Raw genomic sequence first — 17,524 nt, 5'->3', positions numbered from 1 at the left:
CAATCTTTAATCAGAATTGTTATGAAGTTAACGGTATTGGTTGATAATAATACATATATAGACCAGTATTATCTGGGGGAACCGGCAGTCTGTTATTATATAGAAGATGGTGAAACCTGTTTGTTGCTCGATACCGGTTATTCGGATGTTTACATCCGTAATGCAAAGGCGTTGGGGATAGACCTGGCACAGGTCTCTGTAATCGCATTGTCCCATGGGCACAATGACCATACCCGTGGATTGCAATATTGGTCCGGGGAAATAAATACCGCTGTACGTATTGTTGCCCATCCCGATGCGTTCAAAGAAAGGAGATGCGGGGAACTTTCCATCAGTTCCCCTTTGTCCGAATCCAGTTTAAGAGAGAACTTTGAACTGACTTTGTCAAGGAGGCCTTTGAAGATAAGCGACCATATTACTTTTCTGGGTGAAATTCCTTCCTCCAATACTTTTGAACCACGGAAGTCTTTTGGCACATTGAAAGACGGAACGAACGATTTGGAAGATTTTGTTGCAGACGATACAGCTTTGGTATATAATAGCGGAGAAGGACTGTTCATTATCACTGGTTGTTCCCATAGCGGCATCTGTAATATTATAGAATATGCCAAACAGGTTTGTAACGAAGACCGGATAATCGGAGTGATAGGCGGTTTCCATCTTTTCGAAGTGTCCGACCAGTTACAACAAACAATCGCCTACTTTCAAACAAACCAGGTCAAAGAGTTATACCCTTGCCACTGTGTCTCCTTCGCCGCAAAAGCCGAAATCCATAAACATATTCCCATCCATGAGGTAGGAGTAGGGTTGGTGGTCGGGATACCTTAGATATTGTACCAGCGCATTCAAATCGGTTAATATAAAAAATCTGGAAAAATGTCATTTTTTACCATTTCTGTTGTCTAACAAATAAAAGAGAAGTAGGATATGGTTGATTTGGAGAAAACATTTATCGGTATTATCCGACAGTATGAGAAGATTATCTATAAGGTCTGCTCTGCATACATATCACCGGAGTTTCCGTTGGCAGATTTGTATCAGGAGGTAGTAACCAACCTGTGGATAGGATTCCCGAAATTCAGGAATGAAAGTGCTGTTTCTACCTGGATATATCGGGTGACGCTCAATACTTGTATTACCGGAGTTAGAAAAGACAAACGCCGGCCGAAGAATGATCTTCTGGTAATACAACTGGCAGAGTCTTTGACTGAACCGGAAAGCATGGAGGAGAATATCCGTGAAATGTACCGCTTGATTAATCAACTTAAAACAATGGAAAAGGCAATCGTTCTGCTTTATCTGGAAGAAAAATCTTATCAGGAAATAGCGGATATCACCGGATTGACGATCAGTAATGTGGCCACAAAGCTGAAACGTGCTAAAGAGAAATTGAAACAGATGTCGGATATTTAAAAAATCGTGCTTTATGGAACTGGAAGAAATGAAAAATACATGGAATTTATTGAATCGCAGATTGGATGAGGATAAACTCCTAAAAGAATCTCTGATTCGGGAAATAATACAGAGAAAAGCAGACAGAGTAATAAACAAGTTGATAAATTATGATATTTTTTCAGTTGTTACATTACTTCTGCTTATACCATTAATGGTTTATTGTTATTTCTGGTTTGGAGGAAAATTTGTAACATGGGATATTTATATAATTTATGGAATCATAATATGTTTATCCGGGATTGCTTGGTATGCGTTTAAAATTCAGACGATGATGAAAGTTGATTTATCGAAACAAATAAATGAGAATATCTATCATATAAACAGATATAATATATGTGTCAGGCGTGAAAAACTTTTTGCAAATTTTGTTTTTGGTCCTGTGTTTGTCTTTTTGGCAATATGTATGTTTATTGAGATGAAAGCAAGGTTCGATCTTTGGGTCTTCCTGATTTGCATGGTTGCACTGGCTTCATTGACTACCTATTGGACGTATAAAAGGATTTACGATAAGAACATAACCTCTATTTTGAGGAGTTTCAATGAAATAAAAGAATTAGAAGAGAAAGAATAGTATATCCGCCCCCTTTTCTCCATATATTTGTATGTAGATTATGTCAATCATTAATATCCAAATAGCTAAAGGACGTTCGGTGGAACAGAAACTGCAATTTGTGGAAGCCGTTATAAAAGCGACTTCTGAGGATTTGCCGGAAATACTTCATTTGCAAAAACTGGCCTTTTCAGAAGTTGCTTTACTGATGGATAATTTTGATTTACCGCCGTTACAACAGACATTGGAGGATTTGTGTAAGGAATATGAAAACAATGTTATATTGAAATATATTTCAACTGATGGGACGTTGGTCGGTTCTGTCCGGGGGTATGTAGATAGCAATGATGTTTGCCATGTCGGCAAATTGATTGTGCATCCCGGATATCAGAATCAGGGAATCGGTAAGGCCCTGATGTATGAAATTGAAAAGTATTTTCCGGCTTGCCGTAAATTTGTGTTGTTCACCGGAGAAGAAACGCCCAATACCTTACATCTGTACGAAAAAGTAGGTTACCATATCGTTTCGAAAGAAAAGATGGGAGGTCTTTCTATGATTTTGATGGAAAAAGAAAACCAGTTTTAGATGTTCATAAAGATAATGAAAAATGTTAGTTGTTTTTTTAAGAATTTCAAAGCCAAATAGATATTTCTCTCTACTCCTTTTTCTGAGATTGAGAGTTTTTCGGCTATCTGTTTATTACTCATTCCTTGTTCGCGACTCATTAGAAAAGTTTCCCGTTGACGAGGAGGCAACAGACTGATTAGTTTATTAATATATTGACTTAAATCTTCTGCTATGATTTGTTTTTCAATGTCTTGAGATAATTCTTCGGCATGTTTGATAGTTTGGATGAAAGCTTTTTCATTTAATGATTTGCGTGTTTGGTTGAATATTTTATTCTTTGTAATGATGAATAAAAGTCCCTCGAGGCTTTTCTCTTCATCTAAATGTTCTTTGATTTCCCATAATTTGATGAAAACTTCCTGTACCACTTCCTCTAGTTGATAAGGGTCTGTCAGATATAGCTGGGTAAAATGGAATACCTTTTTCCAGTATGCATTATAAATAGTCTTGAATGCATCTTCGTTTCCTTCCTTCATTTTTTGTATATTCTCTTTCATGCCCTAATTGTTTAGTAATGATAATTTGTATAACAATCAAAAAAGACAGCGATAGTTATCACCCCCCTTACTTCATTGCAACTAATTATGAAGATCAAAACAAAAGTAGCAAATCATAGGTAAATATCTATGAAAAATAAATGCCGCCATAGATTTTCATTCTATGGCGAGCAGTTATTTTTATGTATTTCAGGCAGAGTAGGGGATTATAAATTTTTCAACTCTATTTTAGCCCATAAGTTGCTATTTGAATATTCGATGGCCTGTTTTAAATCGTTTTTTGCATTTTGAATTTGTTGTAAACCTTTATAGCCTAGTCCTCTAATCGTTAGAGTGTTGGAATGTCGTATATTCTCAGCTTCACTTTTCCCGAATTTGATCCCTATAGAGGAACTGCCGGAACCTTGTATTTTCTTATCAGCATCTGAGATCATTGTTTCAAAGATTTTTTTAGCATTGGTTTGATCTCCCAGTTCTATGTAACTTAAGCCCTTGTAATAGTCCATAATATTTATTCTCCCAGAAGGTAGTGCCGTCGCTTTTTTATAAAATTCTTTTGCTAAAGCTTGTTTGCCTAGAGCTTTATAAGCTTCTGCAATATAAAAATTCACTTGCATGTCTCTGTTTCCAAAGATTGCGCTACCTGCTTCTTCTTCCTGGATTTGTGACTTTAAAAAGTACTCAAGTGCTTTTTGATAGTCTTTGTTGTTGTAATATTTTATTCCGCTTACAATTTGTGCGTTGATAATCAAATCTCTTACATTTGAGCTGCCTTCCCTGTATGAGAAATGTGCATCATTGAGTAATAAGGCAGCCTTTTCTGATTCTCCTGCCAGTGTCAATACATCAATAAGCCTTATGAAAGCATCGTCTCTGTTCTTTACAATGTTTTCGCTGCCCTCAAACAATTTCAACCTGGTTTCTACTGGCTTGTTAGCCTGTGTGTATAAGGCATCCAGTTCGGAATAATAAATAGCTTCATTTTTATTTAGCTGAACGGCTTTTTCGTAATATGAAATAGCTTGATCAATATCATTATAAAAATGAGAATATCCCCATCCTAAGTTACGGTACACGATTGGAAGAGCGGGAGTTACCTCTGTTGCTTTTTCCCAATATCTCATAGCAACTTCAGGTTGTTTTTCATATATGATGTTACCTAAATAGTAGTAAGCTTTTCCATCGCCCGGATTGTATTCAAGCGCTTTTTTTAGGATATTCACCGATTCGAGCCTGTATGGAAAAATATAATCAACGGTATGTCCGGCTGCTTTTTTGAAATATCCGGTAGCTTTTTCCCTATTTTCTCTTTTATCTTCTATATATCCGAGATAATAATCGAAAAACGGATTATTTCCATTATATCGTAAGAGAATTTCTTCTGCATCTTTAAATAACCCATCGTTTATATAACTAACAGCCAGTTCCAGGTAGTTATCATCAAACTCTCTCATATCTTTTTCAATGGAAGATAATACTTCCTGAGCTTTTGAGAGTTCATTTTGTTTTTGAAGTATCAGATAATATTCGTTTCTGATTCTGAAGTCGAGCGGATCATCTTTCAATATTGATTGTAAGGTTAAAAGAGCCTCATCATTTTTTCCGAGTTGGCGTAACAATGCCGCTTTTAAGGCTATGGCTCTGTTGTCTATATTGTTGGTTCTTAGTGATTTATTTACTTCTTCCAATGCCTTGTTGTAGTCTCCTTTATTTGATGACAACTGAGCTAGTTGGAAATAAGCTGGCGCATGAAATGCATAATCCCATGTAGCTCTGTATAAAGTATCTATTGCTTCTTCATATAATCCCAGTGCTCTGAGAGTTATTCCTTGCAGATAAAGAGCTTCGCAGGTTACAGGACGGGTATAGTCTTTTGTTAGCCTGCCGATAGCTTTACTTAAATATTTTCTCGCACTGTTGTAATCTCCATTTTTCAGACAAATATTTCCCATGGCTGTGTTCACTCTGATATTTCCGGGATCACGTTTTAATGCTTCTGTATACCAGTTTACCGGATTTTCATTCGGAACGTAAAATTGTTCTACCCGCTGACCTGTTAAAAATAACTCCTCAACAGTTTCTGTATCTTTAGGAGAAGTATACCCTTTCCAGGGAGTAGGTAGGTCTTTTATCTCTTTTAATTTTACCGGTTGGTAACTGATCAAAAGTTTGTCGTTTTCCATATCTCTCAATTCGGTATAAATGTCCTCCATTTCAAATGGTATTTCAAGTGAAATATTTTTTGAAAAAGGCTTGTCGGGCGATATGGGTGTTTCATTTTCGTATACGATATGATCTTTATGCTTCAATATAATTTTTGCATTGTTTATTTTCCGGCTTGGGCAATAGGCTAAAAACAGGTCGTTTTTTTTACCTTTTTCCAGATTTACCGCTCCTTCCAGGTTCGCGTTCTTGAAGCCTTTCATTCCTTTAATCGGATACCAGTATTGTTCCCACTCTTTCACTTCATAAGGGCGGATCCAGCTATAATCCGGTTGGTTGTCGGAATATGCTCCAACCATTATTTCCACGTACGGTCCGTCTGTTTCAGTTAGAATAGCTTCGGTGGCTTGTCCTTTTGTCCCGGAGCCCCATTCCCATAATTTGGCGCCTTTAACAATGTTGTGGTCACCTATATGAACCGTACCGGCATCTTTTCCATGGTCGTATCCTCCCATAAAGTCTTCTTGCAAATCATAAACGAAAAAAGATTCGGATTCTTTTACATTTTTCCACCAACTTATGTCGGTGTTATTAAATTGTTTGTTGGTGTATTTTTCATTGGAAACCGGCCAATGAGCAAAATCCGTTTTAGAGTGATAGGTTACGATTTGGGCACTTGGTGGGAATATAGCCTGATAGTTCTCATTCGTATGTGCAGCCACATTCGCCCAATACAAAAAAGAATGGGTGAATGGAGTTGAATTGAATAATCTTCCCTGAACTTTAAAATAGGCTTTATCCGGAAAAACAGTAATGCCGATTGTCCATCTCATTCCATGGCGTGGTTCATGTTCTCCAACCCATACGGTTTTACTGCCATCCTCATTTTCAACAGTTGTGTAGTTCATTGGAAGAAAAGTCGATGCGCGGTGATGATGTACTACGCACCACTCAATACCTCCCGATACCCATGCTCCTGTCATACCTATATTGGATGGTTTGATAACATTATTTTTGTAGATGAAATTGTAATTGTTTGTCTTATCTGTTGCATAATACAATTTACCTCCAATCTCAGGTAAAACCCCAATTTCAATATAGTCGTTGCTGAGGAGTACAAAATTCCATGGTTGTTCTGTTTTTTCAGAATTGAACTGATCGTTTAGTTTTAACGGGTAATAATGTCTTGAAGCTCCTTGAAATGCTTCGTTCTTAAAAAATATAGGATTTTTTTCGGCCGGAGCAACTGGATAGGTAGGCATTATTACCGCTCTTTCCTCAAGTAATACTTTATTTTGGGCATTCATATTTAAAGTGAAGCCCATATAGATAAATACAGCTAACAATACTTTATTCTTCATGATTACTTTCTTTTAAATTTTACCATTCGAGATGCGTATTCACTTTTCTATTATCGAGCAAATCAATCTTGAAGTCATCTGTTTTTATATCATTCTTTTTCATGTGTTCGATCAAGATCTCTTTGCTTGTATAATTCTTGTCTATGGTGTTGCCTTTGATGACAACGTCTCTGCAACCGTCAAGCATAAATGCGGATTTTTGCCATGTATATGGTTGATAAGTATTTGTTTTTTCGATCTGATTTTTGCTAAATACAAAGTTCCTGACAGATCTTGCCCGTACTAGGGGAGCATCAAAGATTTTGAATAGATTATTTTTAATGTTTATGTTTTTGTGATAAGGCTCTTCTTGGTTATTTTGGGGTTTGTGAGATGGGGTAATCGTTATAACTGCATCTCCCCATTGTCCGCGGCTTTCATCCCTGTTACCGGAAGTAAGGCAATCTTCAAAAGTATTATTGCAAATGTTTACATTCGAGTTAGCTCCGGACTCGAACCAATAATCGAGATCGCCTTCAATAAGAATGGCGGTACCGGCAGTTCTGAAATAATTATCTTCGATAAGCACTTTTTCAGGGGTGGTTACAAGTATGCCCCTTGCCCTGTTTTTTTTCAATATACTGCACTTTTTTAGGATTAGCTCCGCATTCCATGTTTTATTTTCTACAAAATCATTTTCTTTGATTTTAGAAAGAACTGGTTTGGTGAAAGTATAACGGAAGCCTGAAAATTTCCCATTTTCAAAAATAGATTCTTTGGATTCGATGACAGCAACTTCTCCCCGTTGTACGGTTTCTTTATTGATAAACCATACTTCATCGCCAGGTTCATTTAACCGTCCTCTTTCGTTAACTTCGATAGTATGGTTATTGATTACTTTTGTTATTTTAGAATTTATTCCGTGTACGTTTATAAAATCATCTCCCTGACCGGTATGAGCGCAGTTGGTGATTGTTATCGTGCCCTTGCAATTAATGAAATGTGAGGCATCGGCAATGATGCTGAACACTCTGCCCTTCTTTTCATTTACCATCATTGAGGCATTATCCATTGTGATATTTTCCGTACGTTCTCCTAATACTCCGTGGCTTAAAGCATGGTAAATTTGTAGATTTTTCAAGGTTATATTTTTACTGTTCCTAATATGAAATCCGTTTACGGCATAGCGCTGATGAAAAAGACTGACATAAGTACCCGGTTCGGGTTTGTAAGGTGTTTTTCCATGAAAGCGAATATGACCATTGGGTAATTTTTCCGCTTTTTGACTGAAGATGTTTCCTAAAGGACTATCCCAGGTGTTGTAAACGATTTCTTTGTTATTTTTATCGTATAGATTATTATAGGTGTCCATAACAGGCATTTTCCAATCTTCTCCGATGAATTGTATTTTACCGTTTTCAATGACAAAAGGATATTCTTCTTTGTCAATTTCTACATCCAGAAAAGAGTTGGAGGCGTTTACAATGGTTGCTTGAGAAATGTAGGGTCTATCCCAATCGATAGAGAAGTCACGCAGGATTACATTCGTACATGAATCTATGTTGGCAATTTGCATTTTTCTGCCGTGAAAGATAAATTCAGAACCATTTCCTTCCAGGGTGATATTTCTCATATTCTGTAGATCAATTCCAATTGTTATTTTCATAGGATCGTTGCTTACCGAACTAAAATCATACCGTCCTTTTGGGAAAACTAAGATGACCGAGTCGTACATCTTGCATTTTTCAATCGCTTTCTTTAATGCGGGAATAACATTATCCTGGCTTCCCGGTGTATAATTAAAGTCTGTAATCGAGATCATTTGTTGAGAATGAAGATTTACAACGGAAAAGAGTAAAAAGAGAGATAATATATATATGTTTTTCATGTCTTATTGTATTAATTTGAATTGTTATTTACCAATTGCCATTTTAAACATCTCTGATACGGCTGGATTGGGATTGATTATCTCGTCGGGACTATTAATCGTGATAGTCGGTATGGCTCCATGATCCAGATGAACTTTCATCCTGAGGGATTCTTGTTCATTTTTGCCGCTTAGTCCGCTATATCCGAATGGTTTGCATATTTTGCTGAACAAGAAATGATTCAGGTCGCAATCACTTCCTCTTTCATAACCATCGGCTCCGTGTTTGAACAAATGTACTTGTGCAAATGATTGTGCTTGGGCTGTTATCTCGTTCAAGCCTTCACCGCCCACGGCTATTCCATCGTTAATGCCAGCTACATATTTTATCAGTTTGTTCATTCCTTCGGGAGTCGTAGTGGAGTCGACAATACTGTTGTGGATATTCCATGTACAGAGAGTAACATCTATAAATACCGAGTCTAAAGAAAGGTCGGCTATAGCTTTTTGCATATTCTCTACAAGGATAGATCTCCACATTCCCAAACCAGGATGAATCTTTACCATCACTTTTTTGTCTCTATTGGTTAATCGGTTGAGGTTAGATTCCGGTACACCTATACCTTTACCATCATACCAGCTCCATCCCTGTAAAACTTTACTTTCGATATCTCTGTATGAAAAATCGCGCACTTGTTCAAAAACCGGATGAGAGGGGTCCATATCAATGGAGTTGAAATGCGGCATGACATGGAATCCCATTTGTTGAGCTTTCTTTATGAATATTTTAGCCTCATTGCTCGGAATAAAAGTCGGATAATTTTCATCATAAGGGTCAGTTCTCCAATTCGGGAAATGTAACAATACATTATCCGGTTGTATTCTTTTGGCAATAGCATCTAAAATACGGGCATCGCCTGGGCACCAAGACAAAGCAAATTTGATATTATTCAACCATTTAGGACGTTTTTTTTCTTCCGATAGTAAATTATATGTCTTCCAATACCATTCCCTATATCTTTCTGCCGGGACATGCCAATTTCCTGAATAGGTATTGATTCTCCATGCAACTCCGCCTGCACTCAGATTATTTTCTATTGGTCCGAAAGCTTCGCTGTCGAACCCCAGTGTGAAAGGATCTTCGGATGATGTTTGCAGTGCTTTGAATCTATATTTGTCATCTTGGGTGTGTACCCAAAAACCACCATTATCATCTTGTAGTATAGCTAGTCCGGCCTCCCAGGAAAAAGGCCATTTCCATCTTGTGTTTTTTAGCAACGGGTCGTTGAGCTTTAATTTTACCCCTTGATAAAACGGAGCGATTAAATCGAGCGTGTCTTTTATATTGACAATATTCCATCTACAAGCTAACAGGCCGGGTCTGGAAGAATAAGCAGACGGTTCAACAATGATATCACCGGTTTCGTCATCCGCTGAAATAAAAAGTATTCCGTCTCCATTCCATGTGTGGAAAATATATTCTGCTTTGTTTCTTGAAATTTTGCGGGCAGTAATATTGCCGGACACTTCATCGTTTATATTAACGGTATCATTATTATAAATTAATTGAAGAGCCCTGTTTTTATTGCTTTCAGATTTTCTTATATATTCCTGGCCGGTCTGTTTACATCTTAATGATATGATTATTCCTTTTTCCAAAATGGCATTTAATGTTTTTGTTTCAATAAACATGGTATTGCCATCAATCTTTATATGAGAATTTTCCGTGGTATGGAATGTGCTGCCAACATATTTTTTTTCCGTACCATAAATGATGTTACTGTTAGGTAGCAATGCTCCGACAGTAACACAACTTGTGGTTTTAATAAAATTTCTTCTTTTCATGATAGACGATTTATGTATTAAAAAAACTTTCTTAAACACTGAGACCGTTTTTCTTTGCTATTCTATAATAATTTCTTCTGTGTAAATCGAGCTTTCCGTTTTACCTGTTATTCCGGTCGAAGTTAACGACACCTTGTATTTTCCGGGTGAAACGTATGTATGTGTAGGTGACTTTTCCGTGGAAGATGAAGAATCGCCGAAATCCCAAACATATTCTTCTGCATAGATAGCAGTATTGTTGAATTTCACCTCTTTGTTATTGATCGTGTAAGTAAAGCCGGATGTGGGTTTCATAATTCTTGTATTTATTATTACCACAGTGGTAGCCAGTTTCGGATTCACTTCTCTGTCTTTGCTGGAAATATTTATGCCGATGCCATAATTTTGATCGGCAAATTTGCTCAACAGGAAGTCCAGATCAATCTTCAGATCAAAAATAGCAATCTCTTCTTTGTCTTTTATTGTGACTTTATCTGTGATTGTTATTTTTTCTTCAGGTAATAGCAATAAGCTGTAGCCTAATGAACTACTATTATTCAGACTGGTTACAGTATCGGTATCGATGCTAATATCAACATTTACTTCTTTTTTGTTATCAATTCCTGCTCTGTATACAGAGAGAGGTACGATGAATAGCCTGTTCTCTGTGTCTATTTTGTACCTGTATATGCTTCCTTCGAAGGGTAATTCCCCGGTAACTTTTGTGATATCATCGATAACAAAGCGACCGTTCTGGTAAGCTGCCGGCATATACAATAACTGGTCGGGATAATCAGTATCTCTTATTCCTGTCTCGTAATCACAGGAAGGTAAAAAGATAATGGTCATAAATAATGACAGTAAATATACTCTTATTGTTTTCATATCGAATTATTTTTAATTATAAAATAAGTTTTTTATTACCACAAAGGATTTTGTACTATACCTTCAACGATCATTACTTCGTTTTGGGGTATCGGGTAAAAATACATTTTAGGAGAGAAGACGCGGTCTTCCACTTTGACCGGCTCGTAAATGAATGTATTATCCTGTTTTTTTGTAACCTTCATCCCTTGCAGCGGTGCGTTCAAAATATCTACTGCTGACATCCACCTCCTTAAATCCCATGCCCTATGGTCTTCAAAAGCAAACTCCACCCTACGTTCGTTACGTATGCTGTTTCTCATTTCATCCTGTGACAGTCCGTCTGGCAGTGGGGGAAGTCCTACATTTTCACGTTGTCGGATTTTATCGACTGATTCCTTGATCTCTTTATGTCCGGGAGAGTATTCGTTCAAAGCTTCCGCATAATTCAGATAAAATTCTGCCAGGCGGAATATAACCCAACTATGAACACTTGTTTGGTTAGTCAGTAGATTCAAATTCTCATTGACGTATTTTCTGAGATAATATCCGGTTTTTGTTGCATTGGCAATGGGAGGCGCGTCTTTTCCTCCATTCCACATCTCCATATTTCGCCCTTTGAACCAGATATCATTAGTCAGAATTGAATATTTTAAACGTGGATCTCTGTTTGAGTACGGGTCATTTTTATCATATCCGGAACCTTCGCTATTTATATTTTTCCCATTAAGCGTTTCGTAAGCGTCGACCAGGTTTTGAGAAGGAGTGGTTCCGCTCTGACCTAAATTGAAACCAATAGAGTAATTCAATCTTTCAAACCAATATGAATCTCCATCCCTTCTGGCAAAAAGTATTTCATCGTTTGTAAAATTAGTTGAACCAAAAAGAGAGTTATAATCCGGATGTATATAATAACCATTACCTTCTGCTAATTCGATGACAGCCTTTGCTGCATCAGCTGCTTTCTTCCACATTTCGACTCTGTTTCCTGATATTGAAATCAATGCGTTATCTGCATAACTTTCTGCCCATGCCGGAGTGTTCCATAAATCACTGGCTTGATACAGAAGTATTCGGCTTTTCAGGGCCAATGCTGCTATACTCGTAGCTCTCCCCAGATCGTCGGAACCATATCTGACTGGCAGGACTTTGGCTGTACTGTCACATTCGTCGGTAATGAATTTGATACACTGTTCCAGGGTATTCCTCTTTATATTATTGAAATTGTCATTAACGTTTGCTATGGCTTCTGTAAGAATAGGTACTCCGCCGTATCTTTTGACTAATTCGAAATAGAAATAAGCTCTTAAAAATCTGATTTCATATTTCCATCTGTTTACTTCTTCCAACCGGGCCTGATATACTTGTTGTTGCCGGGGATCATATTTATAAATATCGAAATCGATACTGTCTAATGAAACTAAAACCAGATTTGCATCTCTTATCGCTTTATAATATGTTGGCCATGCATTATCTGGATTGGAATAGGCATTCCATGAACCGAGGTTAAACATTTGTATACTTGAAGATTCAATTGTATGTTCTGCTTCATCCGTAGCAGAGGCCATCATAGCATCATTTATGTTAAGAAAGCCGGGTGCTATTCTAGCATAGACTGCCGCCACACGCGATCTGCTATATGAGTAATATCTGGTTACTTCATTATAGGTAAGATCGGTGGATAATTCACGATCTAAATAGGAATCGCAGGAGTAAAGAATACTAAGTAAAAAACCTGCCAATATGGTATATTTAATCTTATTCATCTTTTTAGTTATTGGGTAAATAATTAAAATTTAAGGTTTGCACCTAGGCTTACAGACATAGTTGCCGGATATCCTGATAATTTTTCAGGATCGGCTATATCTACTTTGTCGAACGTTAGCAGATTAGAACCATTGATAAAGAAGCGTATTTGTTTTAATTTTAGTTTCTTGATAATGTTATCGTTCAAACTATATCCTAACTCTATACTTCTCAGTTTTAAAAAGTTGCCGTTTCTTTGCCAGAGTGTTGAAGACTGAAAATTATTGTTGTTGTTTTTAGTCGACAAGCTCGGATAGGTGGCATTTGTATGCTGTGGAGTCCATCTGTCTTCTGCTATTGATGGAATATTTCCATTATTCTGTAATGCTTCATAATTTTTCCCGGATAAATAAACTGTTCTGTTTGCTAAACCCTGAAAAAATATATCCAGATCGAATCCTTTGTATTTAGCACCGAATGTAAAACCATATGATATTTCCGGAACAGCATTATAACCAATGGGGTAGAAGTCGTTTTGATCAATAATACCGTCGTTGTTCTGATCTTTATATTTTACATCACCAGGCTTAACGGACTGGAATGTTTGTAAAGGTGAATTCTCGATATCTGCTTCATCGCGGAAGAAGCCTATAGCTTCCAAAACAAATGGCTGATCTATCATTTTTCCGGTTCTGTTTTGATAATCGTATGAATACAATGTTTCTGCATTGTACTTGATTTTATTTGTTGCGTAACCTAAATTGAAGTTTGCATATAAACCCCAATCCTTTTTTGTGTTGCTGTTGTCGAATCCAGCTTCAAATTCTACCCCTTTATTTTCTACTTTTCCCACGTTTTGATAAGGAAGTGTTATTCCGAGGAATTGCGGTACAGTTCTGTTGGGTTGAGAAAGTATATCGTACCGGTTTTTGTTGAAGATGTCCAGATTAAAATTCAGGAACTTTAATACTGTTGCATCTACTCCGATATTCCATTGTTTTTCTTTTTCCCATGTCAGGTCCGGATTTGCCAGAATACCTTCCGCATACGTCTGCATCCATGTGTTGGACGAACCGAAAAAGTAACTGGATATCCCTTCATAATAAGGCTCATACATAAATCTGCGGGGAGCTCCGATGTTATCATTCCCCGTTTTTCCGTAAGAGCCTCTTAATTTAAGATAATCGATTGCTGATAGTTCTTTCATGAAGTTCTCTTCGCTTATAACCCATCCGGCAGATAAAGCAGAGAAAAATCCGAATCTATGGTCACGGGCAAAATTATTTGATCCGTTGTATGAAATAGAAAATTCTCCGATATATCTTTTGTTATAGGTATAAGTAAGTCGTCCGTTCCACCCCAGATGTTTGTAGGCAATATTATTACCTCCTTCGGTGTATGTATTGAGCAGATAATTTAGCATACCGTCGACCGTATGTTTACCGAAAGCCTGATTGTAGTAGAGACCCCCTTGGAAGGAAAAATTTCTCCATTTGTCACCTGTACTTTCGTCTGCCGATAATGACGTATTATCTCCGAAAGATGTATAAACATCTCCTGACTCCGTTTGTGCGATTGCAAATCTTTGATAAGTTCTTGTTTTATGCGAATACCCTTCAAATCTATTGTTAAACGCAATACCGGCAGTCGCGCTCAGTCCGGGTAGAATCATGTCTAATTTATGGGTTAACCGGAGTACGGACTGGAATGTCCTTTTGTTGGATGTGTATGAGCCTGTTTCCAACATGTCGCCCCACGGATTGGAATATAATGCGTTTCCTCCATAACTATTGTTCGGATTATATACAGGAAAGGAGTTTGAAGGAATGGAAGAAAGCAGATCGAATAATCCGTCCGTATTCAAACTTTTAGGATTAGTTTTGTCTGCAATCGTAAGACCTAATTTAAAGTCTACAGTGAAGTCTTTTGTGACATTGACATCGACATTCGTTCTGATATTATAACGGGTATAGCCGGAGTTATTAGAGAAATCAGTCAGATTTTTGGTCTTTTTTAATAGACCGGCTTCAGTGAGCGCATTTAGTAATACGTAGTAATTTACATTGTTCTGGCCTCCGCTGACTGTGAGATTAAACTCGGATAAAGGAGCAGTCGTTCTCAATACCTGATCATACCAATTCACATTTGGATAGAAATAAGGATCGCTTCCGTTTTGATATTTAGCAAGCTGTTCGTTGGTATACAATGGAGATTCGCCATAATTCGTCAGTGCTTCATTATACAAGTTTGCATACGTATACGAATCGACGAACTCTGGTAATCTTTTAGCTTTGGACAGACCGTATTGTGCTCCAAAACTAACTTTCATAGGGCCTTCCGTTCCTCTTTTCGTTGTTATGAGGATAACGCCGTTTGCCCCTTTTGCCCCGTAGATAGCGGTTGCAGCTGCATCTTTTAATATTGATACCGACTCAATCTCTTCTGGGATAAGTTGTTCATAAAAACATTCGAAATCGTCTACGATAATTAATGGTGATCTTCCACTGTTATAGGTATTATGTCCTCGTATCAATTGCCACGGTATGGCTACTCCGGGTTCTCCTTCCCCATAGATTGTGGTGAGACCCGGCAGTTTTCCATTTAGAGAATTGCCTAAAGTTGAAGAAAATCCCCGCGAGAGCTTTTCCCCTGAAATGGTAGACATAGCACTTGTTCTTTTCCAGTCGCTCTGACTGTCGAAACCTATCCTAACATTCTTATTAACTAACGAGTCGGTAGTTAAGTCATCTTGTGCAGATGTAATGAAAAATATATTAATTAGTATTGTAATTAATATGTATCTATTGTGCAGTATTTTATATTTCATCTCGGTTAACTTTTATATGTCAAACAATTTATTACCAACCTGGATTTTGAATTAAATAACCCTTATTTATCTCATTTTGCATCATAGGATGTAGGTACATACTTTTGTTGAATGTACGCGTTTCGAATACATACGGTTCATATCTGTATTCATTGCTGGTACCGATTCTATATATATTTAGCCCCCACATGTTGCCTCTCATAACTCCATCTTCTTCTGCGATCATCCAGCGATAGATATCCCACAGTCTATGGTCCTCGAATGCGAGTTCGATACTACGTTCATTCCTTATTTTTTTGCGAAACTCTTCCTGAGAAAGTCCCGGAGGGAAATCCGGCATTCCGGAACGTTTCCTTATAATATTGACTGCATCATAAGCTTCTGCTACCGGACCTTCAGATTCATTGATTGCTTCTGCATAATTCAAATATGCTTCTGCGAGTCTGAACAGATACCAGTTTACGTATGCATTGGTTGATGATGTCAGTGTTCCCGGAATCCATTTGCGTAGCCAGTGTCCTCCTTTACATCCTATGCGTGGAGGTTGATTGGCGGCTACTTCATCTGTTCCCTGAAACATTTTGAGTGATGGAAAGTCGGGATTCCAATAGGAACCGTTATATGCTACCGACTGGGCGAAGCGGGGATCTAATTCTGCATATTTTTGATTCAGATCATCTCCGCCATTTGGTGCCCAGTTCTGAGGAGTTCCATCAATTTTTTCGTATTTTTTTACAAAATTGAATGTGACGGAGGTTCCTGCCTCACTGATGTAGAAATTATTGATTGATTTGAAAGCCATATACCAGTATCCTTCCAGTCCTGCAAATTTTGTAGATAATATGATTTCCTGGTTGTCGGGTACTTCCCAGACATACCTGTAATTTTTATCGACTCCTTGATTAGTAACGAGTGCGATTGAACCGGATGGTGCCCAGTCTATGACCGCTTTAGCTGCATCTGCCGCTTTTTTCCATCTGTTCTTATCATAACTCCCATAAGTCGGGATATCGTTGTTACCCGGTAAATCGATATAAGGAGTGTTGGAATTGAATAAAGGACTTGCTGCATAGAGCAGTGTTCTTGATTTCAACATTAAAGCAGCTCCTTTTGTAGCTTTCCCGGTAAATGTCTCGGACCATTTGTCGGGAAGTAGCATCGCTGCCGTATCACAATCGCCTATTATGAAATCGACCATTTCAGCAAAAGTACTTCTTGGGATTTTCAGATCGTCGGTCATGTCCAGACTTTTTCTAACGATAGGCATGCCGCCATACCGTTTGAGCATTTCGAAATAATTTAATGCTCTGATAAATCGGGCTTGTCCGGCAGCTTGTTCTTTAAAATTAGGTTCGGTGCTGGGGACATCATTTATTTTTTCTAAAAGGATATTGGTATTTCTGATGGCCCTCCATCTGACCCATCTTCTTCCGTCATCACCACTCCAATTAGGATTTTGTGCTGCATTATTAAAATTTTGGCACCAATACCAGGAAGCTCCGTTTTCTGCTTCATCCGTTGTGCAGGCATAGATAGCATCCCTTCTGCCATCCAGGTCATCCCATTTGGGCAGATCGGTATGTATACCGACTTTATACATGTTTACTATAAATGTTTCTGCATTTCGTTGTGTTGAGAAAATGGTATCGAGCGTTACATCGACACCTGGTGCTTTGTCTAAATAATGTCCCATCATGTCTTCGCATGATGAAGAGATTAACATCCAAAGAAGGATTATGCTATTGCATATTATGATAAACTTT

At 37.7% G+C, this 17,524-nt stretch carries 12 protein-coding genes; 4 read left to right on the top strand and 8 right to left on the bottom strand.

The genetic code is table 11. The features are described 5' to 3' along the window. Positions 1-21 precede the first annotated feature (21 nt). The 4 genes from NBH14_RS05475 to NBH14_RS05460 all read left to right on the top strand — a co-directional run bounded on the left by NBH14_RS05475 (position 22) and on the right by NBH14_RS05460 (position 2,591). Positions 22-828, top strand: a complete 807-nt coding sequence (locus tag NBH14_RS05475) for an MBL fold metallo-hydrolase (RefSeq protein ID WP_186958633.1) — start codon at positions 22-24, stop codon at positions 826-828. Between the two features lie 99 nt (positions 829-927). Continuing rightward, a complete protein-coding gene (locus NBH14_RS05470; RefSeq protein ID WP_186958632.1) occupies positions 928-1,413 on the top strand; it encodes an RNA polymerase sigma factor in 486 nt (161 codons plus the stop codon). A gap of 13 nt (positions 1,414-1,426) precedes the next feature. Then, positions 1,427-2,026, top strand: coding sequence for a hypothetical protein (locus tag NBH14_RS05465; protein WP_186958631.1), 600 nt, complete (start codon positions 1,427-1,429; stop codon positions 2,024-2,026). 40 nt (positions 2,027-2,066) lie between these two features. Then, positions 2,067-2,591: a GNAT family N-acetyltransferase gene (locus NBH14_RS05460; RefSeq protein ID WP_186958630.1), complete on the top strand. Its 525-nt coding sequence runs from the start codon at positions 2,067-2,069 to the stop codon at positions 2,589-2,591. On the opposite strand, the gene NBH14_RS05455 is transcribed toward NBH14_RS05460, so the two are convergent. The 8 genes from NBH14_RS05455 to NBH14_RS05420 all read right to left on the bottom strand — a co-directional run bounded on the left by NBH14_RS05455 (position 2,588) and on the right by NBH14_RS05420 (position 17,484). Beyond that, positions 2,588-3,130, bottom strand: coding sequence for an RNA polymerase sigma-70 factor (locus NBH14_RS05455; protein ID WP_186958629.1), 543 nt, complete (start codon positions 3,128-3,130; stop codon positions 2,588-2,590). The two genes, NBH14_RS05460 and NBH14_RS05455, sit on opposite strands and share 4 nt — an antisense overlap. Positions 3,131-3,336: 206 nt before the next feature. After that, a complete protein-coding gene (locus NBH14_RS05450) occupies positions 3,337-6,654 on the bottom strand; it encodes a DUF5107 domain-containing protein (protein ID WP_186958628.1) in 3,318 nt (1,105 codons plus the stop codon). A 19-nt stretch (positions 6,655-6,673) separates the two neighbouring features. Beyond that, the gene (locus NBH14_RS05445; protein ID WP_186958627.1) at positions 6,674-8,299 is read right to left on the bottom strand and encodes a hypothetical protein; all 1,626 of its coding nucleotides are present in this window, start codon (positions 8,297-8,299) and stop codon (positions 6,674-6,676) included. A 246-nt stretch (positions 8,300-8,545) separates the two neighbouring features. Beyond that, a complete protein-coding gene (locus NBH14_RS05440) occupies positions 8,546-10,345 on the bottom strand; it encodes a DUF6259 domain-containing protein (protein ID WP_186958626.1) in 1,800 nt (599 codons plus the stop codon). A 57-nt stretch (positions 10,346-10,402) separates the two neighbouring features. After that, complete coding sequence (locus NBH14_RS05435; RefSeq protein ID WP_186958625.1) at positions 10,403-11,209, bottom strand: PKD domain-containing protein; 807 nt, start codon at positions 11,207-11,209, stop codon at positions 10,403-10,405. Positions 11,210-11,244: 35 nt separating this feature from the next. Then, the gene (locus NBH14_RS05430) at positions 11,245-12,954 is read right to left on the bottom strand and encodes a RagB/SusD family nutrient uptake outer membrane protein (RefSeq protein WP_186958624.1); all 1,710 of its coding nucleotides are present in this window, start codon (positions 12,952-12,954) and stop codon (positions 11,245-11,247) included. Between the two features lie 23 nt (positions 12,955-12,977). After that, a complete protein-coding gene (locus NBH14_RS05425; RefSeq protein WP_186958623.1) occupies positions 12,978-15,761 on the bottom strand; it encodes a SusC/RagA family TonB-linked outer membrane protein in 2,784 nt (927 codons plus the stop codon). A 31-nt stretch (positions 15,762-15,792) separates the two neighbouring features. Next, positions 15,793-17,484: a RagB/SusD family nutrient uptake outer membrane protein gene (locus tag NBH14_RS05420; RefSeq protein WP_250817237.1), complete on the bottom strand. Its 1,692-nt coding sequence runs from the start codon at positions 17,482-17,484 to the stop codon at positions 15,793-15,795. Positions 17,485-17,524: the final 40 nt, after the last annotated feature.

The sequence above is a fragment of the Parabacteroides caecihominis genome (assembly GCF_023656785.1).
Taxonomy (GTDB): Bacteria; Bacteroidota; Bacteroidia; order Bacteroidales; family Tannerellaceae; genus Parabacteroides; species Parabacteroides segnis.
The sequence above is the reverse complement of the archived record's forward strand: the minus strand, read 5'-3'. Positions and strand labels throughout refer to the sequence as shown.

Excerpts from the sequence above, each read along its gene's own strand:
- NBH14_RS05440 (WP_186958626.1), bottom strand. The coding sequence starts at position 10,345 with ATGAAAAGAAGAAATTTTATTAAAACCACAAGTTGTGTTACTGTCGGA.
- NBH14_RS05420 (WP_250817237.1), bottom strand. The coding sequence starts at position 17,484 with ATGTTAATCTCTTCATCATGCGAAGACATGATGGGACATTATTTAGAC.
- NBH14_RS05435 (WP_186958625.1), bottom strand. The coding sequence starts at position 11,209 with ATGAAAACAATAAGAGTATATTTACTGTCATTATTTATGACCATTATC.
- NBH14_RS05460 (WP_186958630.1), top strand. The coding sequence starts at position 2,067 with ATGTCAATCATTAATATCCAAATAGCTAAAGGACGTTCGGTGGAACAG.
- NBH14_RS05465 (WP_186958631.1), top strand. The coding sequence starts at position 1,427 with ATGGAACTGGAAGAAATGAAAAATACATGGAATTTATTGAATCGCAGA.
- NBH14_RS05445 (WP_186958627.1), bottom strand. The coding sequence starts at position 8,299 with ATGAAAATAACAATTGGAATTGATCTACAGAATATGAGAAATATCACC.
- NBH14_RS05430 (WP_186958624.1), bottom strand. The coding sequence starts at position 12,954 with ATGAATAAGATTAAATATACCATATTGGCAGGTTTTTTACTTAGTATT.
- NBH14_RS05455 (WP_186958629.1), bottom strand. The coding sequence starts at position 3,130 with ATGAAAGAGAATATACAAAAAATGAAGGAAGGAAACGAAGATGCATTC.
- NBH14_RS05470 (WP_186958632.1), top strand. The coding sequence starts at position 928 with ATGGTTGATTTGGAGAAAACATTTATCGGTATTATCCGACAGTATGAG.
- NBH14_RS05450 (WP_186958628.1), bottom strand. The coding sequence starts at position 6,654 with ATGAAGAATAAAGTATTGTTAGCTGTATTTATCTATATGGGCTTCACT.
- NBH14_RS05475 (WP_186958633.1), top strand. The coding sequence starts at position 22 with ATGAAGTTAACGGTATTGGTTGATAATAATACATATATAGACCAGTAT.
- NBH14_RS05425 (WP_186958623.1), bottom strand. The coding sequence starts at position 15,761 with ATGAAATATAAAATACTGCACAATAGATACATATTAATTACAATACTA.